Origin of the sequence: uncultured Aquincola sp. (assembly GCF_964001545.1) — a bacterium.
Lineage (GTDB): Bacteria > Pseudomonadota > Gammaproteobacteria > Burkholderiales > Burkholderiaceae_C > Aquincola.
The window spans coordinates 1-6773 of record NZ_CAXFDV010000311.1 but is presented as its reverse complement, the minus strand read 5'-3'; the positions used below and the strand labels follow the sequence as shown (position 1 = coordinate 6773).

The 6773-nt window shown below is 70.1% G+C and carries 4 protein-coding genes; 3 read left to right on the top strand and 1 reads right to left on the bottom strand.

Features of this window, described 5'->3' with window-relative positions; all coding sequences use genetic code 11:
* Positions 1-635 (top strand): DVUA0089 family protein (locus tag ABNT58_RS11015; protein ID WP_348753522.1); only part of this gene is annotated, 635 nt, incomplete at its 5' end.
* 74 nt (positions 636-709) lie between these two features.
* Positions 710-3823 (top strand): S8 family serine peptidase, encoded by a 3114-nt coding sequence (locus ABNT58_RS11010; RefSeq protein ID WP_348753521.1) that lies wholly within the window; start codon positions 710-712, stop codon positions 3821-3823.
* 79 nt (positions 3824-3902) lie between these two features.
* On the opposite strand, the gene apbC is transcribed toward ABNT58_RS11010, so the two are convergent.
* Positions 3903-4997, bottom strand: a complete 1095-nt coding sequence (gene apbC / locus ABNT58_RS11005) for an iron-sulfur cluster carrier protein ApbC (RefSeq protein ID WP_348753520.1) — start codon at positions 4995-4997, stop codon at positions 3903-3905.
* Positions 4998-5205: 208 nt separating this feature from the next.
* Between apbC and ABNT58_RS11000 the strand changes: the two genes are divergently transcribed.
* Positions 5206-6773 (top strand): glucan biosynthesis protein D (locus ABNT58_RS11000; protein ID WP_348753519.1); only part of this gene is annotated, 1568 nt, incomplete at its 3' end.

Here is a 6773-nt window from a genome sequence, read left to right as displayed (position 1 = left end):
TCTCGCAGGGCGCACATGCGCTCGTCTGGCAAGAAACCGATGCCGGCGATCTGCCGGACACGGCTGAAATCATCCCCGGCGGGTCCATGCCGTTGACCGGCATCACCGGGTTCCTGCAGTCCACGGCTTTCGGCTCCGGCGAGTTCTTCTACCAGGTGGACCTCTTTCGCATCCAGGTGACAAACGCGGCGCTGTTCAGCGCCAAAGTTCAGAACGGGACGGAATTCGATTCGGCTCTGTTCCTCTTCAATGCAGCAGGCTACGGCGTGCTGGCCAACGACGACGGCGCCAACAACAGCCTGGGGGGCGCTTTCAGTCTGGGCTCGCTGTCGGCCCCCGGTACCTACTACCTCGGCGTCGCGCTCGGCGGCTTCCGCGCCCTGGACGCCAACGGCAACAGCGTTTTCCTGCCGGGTGGCCTCAACGACACGCTGGCTGGCAACCCCGCCAGCGGCCCTCTGGCTTCCTGGGACGGCTCGCAGGCCATACCGGTCACCGAAACCGCCCAGAGCTACGCCATCACCCTCACCGGCGCCACCGTGGCCGCCGTGCCCGAGCCTGGCGCTGCGCTGCTGATGGGCGCCGGGCTGGCCGGCCTGGCGGTGCTGCGCCGCCGGCGCCGCCCCAACGCCTGAGCCCTGGATGCCCGCGGGCTCATGAGGCCCACGGGTACGCAACTGCCTTCCTCCTCATCGACACGGAGACCGGTATGCATTCGATTCCTCGCGCCCTTTCGGCGCTGGGTCTGGCCCTGGGCACGCTGCTGAGCCTGCAGCCCGCCACCGCACAGACCCCCGTCGCCGCCCGCGTGGCGGCCCTCAAGTTGCCCGCCCCCGTCACGGTGGCCAGCGCGCCCCGCATCACGGCGCTCAATGGCACCGTGCAGGTGGTGGTCCGCCTGACCGATGCGCCGCTGGCGCTGGCCGTCGGCGCCAATGCCAAGCAGGGCCAGGGCGTGATGACGCTGGCCCAGCGCCAGGCCTACATGGCCAGCCTCAAGAGCAAGCAGGACACCTTGATGGCCCAGGTGCGCGCCCTCGGCGGCAGCGAACTGGGCCGCGTGGGCAAGGCCTACAACGCGCTGGTGGTCTCGGCGCCGGCCAGCAGCCTGGCGCAGATCGGCAAGCTGGCGGGCGTCAGCGGCATCCTGCCGGTGCCCGACACCCAGCGCTCGCTCGACGAAACCGTGCCCTACGTGGGCGGCAAGGCGCTGCAGCAGATGGGCTTCACCGGCGCGGGCACGCGCATCGCGGTGCTGGACAGCGGCGTGGACTACACCCACCGCAACCTGGGCGGCGCCGGCACGGCGGCCGCTTATGCGGCCGCGGCCACCAACCCCACCATCGTCACCCCGGGCGTGTTCCCTACCGCCAAGGTGATCGGCGGCTACGACTTCGTGGGCGAGACCTGGCCCAACGGCGCGCTGGCGCCCGACGCCAACCCGATCGACGCCGGCAGCGGCGCCGGCCACGGCACGCACGTGGCCGACATCGCCGCGGGCAGCAGCAACGACGGCCAGCACAAGGGCATGGCGCCCGGCGCCAAGATCTACGCCGTCAAGGTGTGCAGCAGCGTCAGCACCAGCTGCAGCGGCCTGGCCACGCTGCAGGGCCTGGACTGGGCGATGGACCCCAACGGCGACCTCGACTTCTCGGACTCGGCCGACGTGGTCAACCTGTCGCTGGGTGGCAACTACGGCCAGCGTGAAGACTCCAGCGCACAGGCGGTGAGCAACCTGGTGCGCTTCGGCATCGTGGTGGTGGCGGCCGCCGGCAATGCGGCCGACCGGCCGTACATCGTCAGCTCGTCGTCCACCGCGCCGGAAGCCATCAGCGTGGCGCAGACGGCCGTGCCTTCGGCCGGCGCCATCGCGCTGGTGGTCAATGCGCCGGCCAGCATCGCCGGCAGCTACGGCAACACCGCCACGCTGGAATGGGCGCCGGTGACCAGCGGCTTCAGCGGCCAGGTGGCCTACGGCGGCAGCGGCGCTGCCGCCATTGCCTGCGCGCTGGCCAGCACGCCCGACTTCACCGGCAAGGTGGCGCTGATCGACCGCGGCTCGTGCAACATCAGCACCAAGGTGGCCAATGCCAAGGCCCGCGGCGCCATCGGCGCGCTGATCGCCAACAACGCGCCGGGCGAAGCGCCATCCTTCAGCAGCGGCGGCGAAACCGACCTGGTGCAGGCCCTGGTCATCGGCCAGGAAGTGGGCGCGCGGCTGAAGTCGGCGCTGGGCGGCGGCAGCCCGGTCACCGTCACGGTCAACCGAGCCAACGTGATCCCGCTGGCCGGCAGCATGGCCAGCACCTCGGCGCGGGGGCCGTCGTACAGCTACGGTGCCATCAAGCCCGAGATCGGCGCCCCGGGCGCCTCGGTCTCAGCCGTGTTCGGCACCGGCACCGGCACCGAAGCCTTCGGGGGCACCTCGGGTGCCACGCCGATGGTGGCGGGCGCGGCGGCGCTGCTGCTGCAGAAGTTCCCGCAGGCCACGCCGATCGAGATCAAGTCGCGCCTGATGAACGCGGCCAACACCGCCGTGTACACCAACCCGGCCACGCTGCCGGGCGTGCTGGCACCCATCACCCGCATCGGCGCCGGTGAACTGCGGGTGGACCGCAGCGCGGCGCTGACCACCGGGCTGTGGGACGCCACCAACCCCTACAGCGTGGCCCTGTCCTTCGGCGTGGTGCGGGCCACCGGGCTGAGCAAGTTCACCAAGAAGGTGGCGGTGCGCAACTACAGCAGCTCGTCGCGTACCTACACCATCCAGCGCAGCTTCCGTTATGCCAATGACGAAGCCAGCGGCGCGGTGAGCCTGAGCATGCCCGCCAGCATCACGGTGCCGGCCAATGGCACGGGCGCCTTCGTCATCACCATGACGCTGGACGCCAGCAAGCTGCCCGCCTGGAACCTGGGCTTTGCGGCCGACCAGGGCACCGGCGCGCTGCTCAACGAGGTGGAGTACGACGGCTACGTGTCGGTGGGCGACGCCCAGGAAACCGTGACGGTGCCCTGGCACATCCTGCCGCACAAGGCTGCCAACGTGACGCCGTCCACCACCTCGGTGGCCCTGTCGGGTGGCAGCAGCGCGCTGCTGGGCGTGAGCAACGCGGGCGGCGCCACCGGTGGCTACACCGACGTGTTCGCCCTCACCGGCATCAGCCCGCAGATCAGCCTGGTGCAGCCGGCCGCCGGCAGCGATGCGGCGGTGATCGACATCAAGGCCACCGGCGTGCGGGTGATCGACATCGGCGAGCCGGCCCTGCAGTTTGCGGTGACGACCTTCGGGCGCCGTGCGCACCCGGCCTACCCGGCCGAGTTCGACGTGTACGTGGACGTCAACAACGACGGCGTGGCCGATGCGGTGGTGTACACCCGCGAAAGCGGCGACTTCGGCACCAGCGGCCGCACCCTGGTGGTGGCGCAGAAGCTCAACCCCAACGGCAGCAACAACGGCGCCGCGGTGGCCAACTTCTACATCGACGCGGACCTGGACTCGGCCAACGCCATCCTGACGGTGCTGCCGGGCGACCTGGGCATCACCGACCTCGGCAAGAAGATCAACTTCGAGGTGCGGGCCTACGACAACTACCACAGCGGCAATCTGACCGACGTGGTGGCTGGTCAGAGCTTCATCCCCGCCAAGCCGAAGTACACCGCCACCTTCGACGCCTTCACCCTGCCGGCCAACGGCCAGGGCGGCGTCGTGGTGAGCAAGACGCCGGGCGTGGCGGCCAATGCCCACAGCCAGACCGGGCTGCTGCTGCTGCACGCCAACGGCAAGGCCGGCCGCGAGGCCGACCTGATCCAGGTGACGCCGTAAGGCCGGGTGGCTGCCCCAGGCAGCCATCCCCAAAAGGCAAAGGCCCCTCGCGGGGCCTTTTTCATGGGCGCCTGAAGCCTCAGGTGCCTTTGCTGATGGTGATGGTCGGGAACTTGGCCGAGAAGTCCTTGGCCTTGCGCGCCACCGTCACCGCCACCTGGCGGGCCACCGCCTTGTACAGGCCGGCCACTTCGCTGTCGGGCTCGGCCACCACGGTGGGGCGGCCGGCGTCAGCCTGCTCGCGGATCGAGAGCTTGAGCGGCAGCGCGCCCAGGTAGTCCACGTTGTATTCAGCCGCCATCTTCTTGCCGCCTTCGGCGCCGAAGATGTGCTCGGCATGGCCGCACTGCGAGCACACGTGCACCGCCATGTTCTCGACGATGCCCAGGATGGGCACGCCCACCTTCTCGAACATCTTCAGGCCCTTGCGGGCGTCCAGCAGCGCGATGTCCTGCGGCGTGGTGACGATGACGGCGCCGGTCAGCGGCACGCGCTGGCACAGGCTCAGCTGCACGTCGCCGGTGCCGGGCGGCATGTCGACGATCAGGTAGTCCAGGTTCTTCCAGTTGGTCTGCCGCAGCAGCTGGTCCAGCGCCTGCGTGACCATGGGGCCGCGCCAGATCATGGCCTGGTCGGGCTGCACCAGAAAGCCGATGGACATCAGCTGCACGCCGTGGCCCTGCAGCGGCTCCATGCTCTTGCCGTCCAGGCTTTGCGGCTGGCCCTGCACACCCATCATCGTGGGCTGGCTGGGGCCGTAGATGTCGGCGTCCAGCAGGCCCACGGTGGCGCCTTCGGCAGCCAGCGCCAGCGCCAGGTTGGCGGCCGTGGTGCTCTTGCCCACGCCGCCCTTGCCCGAGGCCACGGCGATCACGTTCTTGACGCCCGGCAGCAGTTGCACGCCGCGTTGCACCGCATGGGCGACGACGACGCTGCTGAGGTTGACGCTCGCGTTCTCCACCCCCGGCACGCTGCGCGCCGCGGCCACCAGGGCCTTGCGCAGCGCCGGGAACTGGCTTTGCGCCGGGTAGCCCAGTTGCACGTCGAAGGCCACGTCGCCGCCGTCGATGCGCAGGTTGCGCAGCTGCCGGGTGGTAACGAAGTCTTCGCCGGTGTTGGGGTCGACGACGGACTGGAGCGCTGCCAGCAGCGCGGCTTCGGTGGGCGTGGGCATGGAGGACGGCAGAGGGCAAAAACGCGAAAAAGTGCGCCCGCCAGTCTAACGAGCGGCTGCGCGGCACCCGCGGCTGGGGCCTTGCCCGGCGCGCCGAGGTGGCCCGCCCGTCATGGTGCAGTGCGGCATTCGGGTATGGCGGCTGCTTACAAAGCGTGCCGGCACCGCGCATATCCTCGGCGCCGTTGTCACCACCCACGCCCCTCGCATGGATCAAGCAAACACCACCCGCCTCGACCGACGCCACTTCATCACCGCCGCCGGCAGCGCGCTGGGCCTGGCCGCGCTGGGCCTGCCGGCGCAGGCGCAGCCCGCTGCCACCACCGGGCTGCGCCTGGGGCCGCGCAAGCCGTTTTCGTTCGAGGCGCTGGTGGCGCGGGCCGAAGCCCTGTCGCGCCAGGCGCCCACCGCGCTGGTGAACCTGCCGCGCGAGGTGCTGGAGCGCATCGACTACGAAGCGCACGGCAAGCTGCGCTTCGACACCGACAGCGCGCTGTTCAAGGACGGCCCCGGCCCCTTCCCGGTGACCTTCTTCCACATGGGCCGCTTCTTCCAGACGCCGGTGCACATGCATGTGCTGGACAAGCAGGGGGACGCGTGGGGCGCGCGCGAGATCCTGTATTCGCCGCGCTACTTCGACATGCCGGCCGACAGCCCCGCCCGCGAGCTGCCCGAGGGCGCGGGCTTTGCCGGCTTCCGCTTTCAGGAAAGCCGGCTGGGCGACCAGAACAAGCTCGACTGGAAGAGCAACGACTGGGTGGCCTTTCTGGGCGCCAGCTACTTCCGCGCCATCGGCGAGCTGTACCAGTACGGGCTGTCGGCACGCGGCGTGGCCATCAACCCCGCGGTGCCGGGGCAGGACGAAGAGTTTCCTTCCTTCACCCACTTCTGGTTCGAGCCGCCGGCCGAAGGCAGCACCAGCGTCACCGTGCATGCGCTGCTGGAAGGCCCCAGCATCACCGGCGCCTACCGCTTCGTGATGAAGCGCGAGGCGGCGGTGATCATGGACATCGATGCGCGCCTGTTCCTGCGCAAGGACGTGGCGCGGCTGGGGCTGGCGCCGCTGACGTCGATGTACTGGTACTCGGAGACGGTCAAGCCCACCGCCATCGACTGGCGGCCCGAGGTGCACGACTCCGACGGGCTGACGATGTGGAACGGCGCCGGCGAGCGCATCTGGCGCCCGCTGAACAACCCGAACGCCACCTCGGCCTCGGCCTTTGCCGACAACAACCCGCGCGGCTTCGGCCTGTGGCAGCGCGACCGCAACTTCGACCATTACCTGGACGGCGTGATGTACGACCGCCGCCCGGGCCTGTGGGTGGAGCCGCTGGACAGCGGCTGGGGCGAAGGCGAGGTGCAGCTGATCGAGATCCCGACCGACGACGAGATCCACGACAACACGGTGGCGATGTGGGTGCCGCGCCAGCCCGCCAAGGCCGGCAGCCGCTACAGCCTGCGCTACCGCCTGCACTGGACCGACAAGGAGCCCTACCCCACGCCGCTGGCCTACTGCACCGGCACGCGGCTGGGCCGCGGCGGCCAGCCCGGCCAGCCGCGACCGGCCGGCGTGCGCAAGTTCATGGTCGAGTTCACCGGCGGCCCGCTGAAGGACCTGCCCTTCGGCGTCAAGCCCGAAGCGGTGCTCACGGCCGCCAGCGGCAAGTTCTCGTACGTGTTCACTGAAGCCGTGCCCGACGGCGTGCCCGGCCACTGGCGCGCGCAGTTCGACTTCACGGCCGAGGGCACGCAACCGGTGGACATTCGCCTTTATCT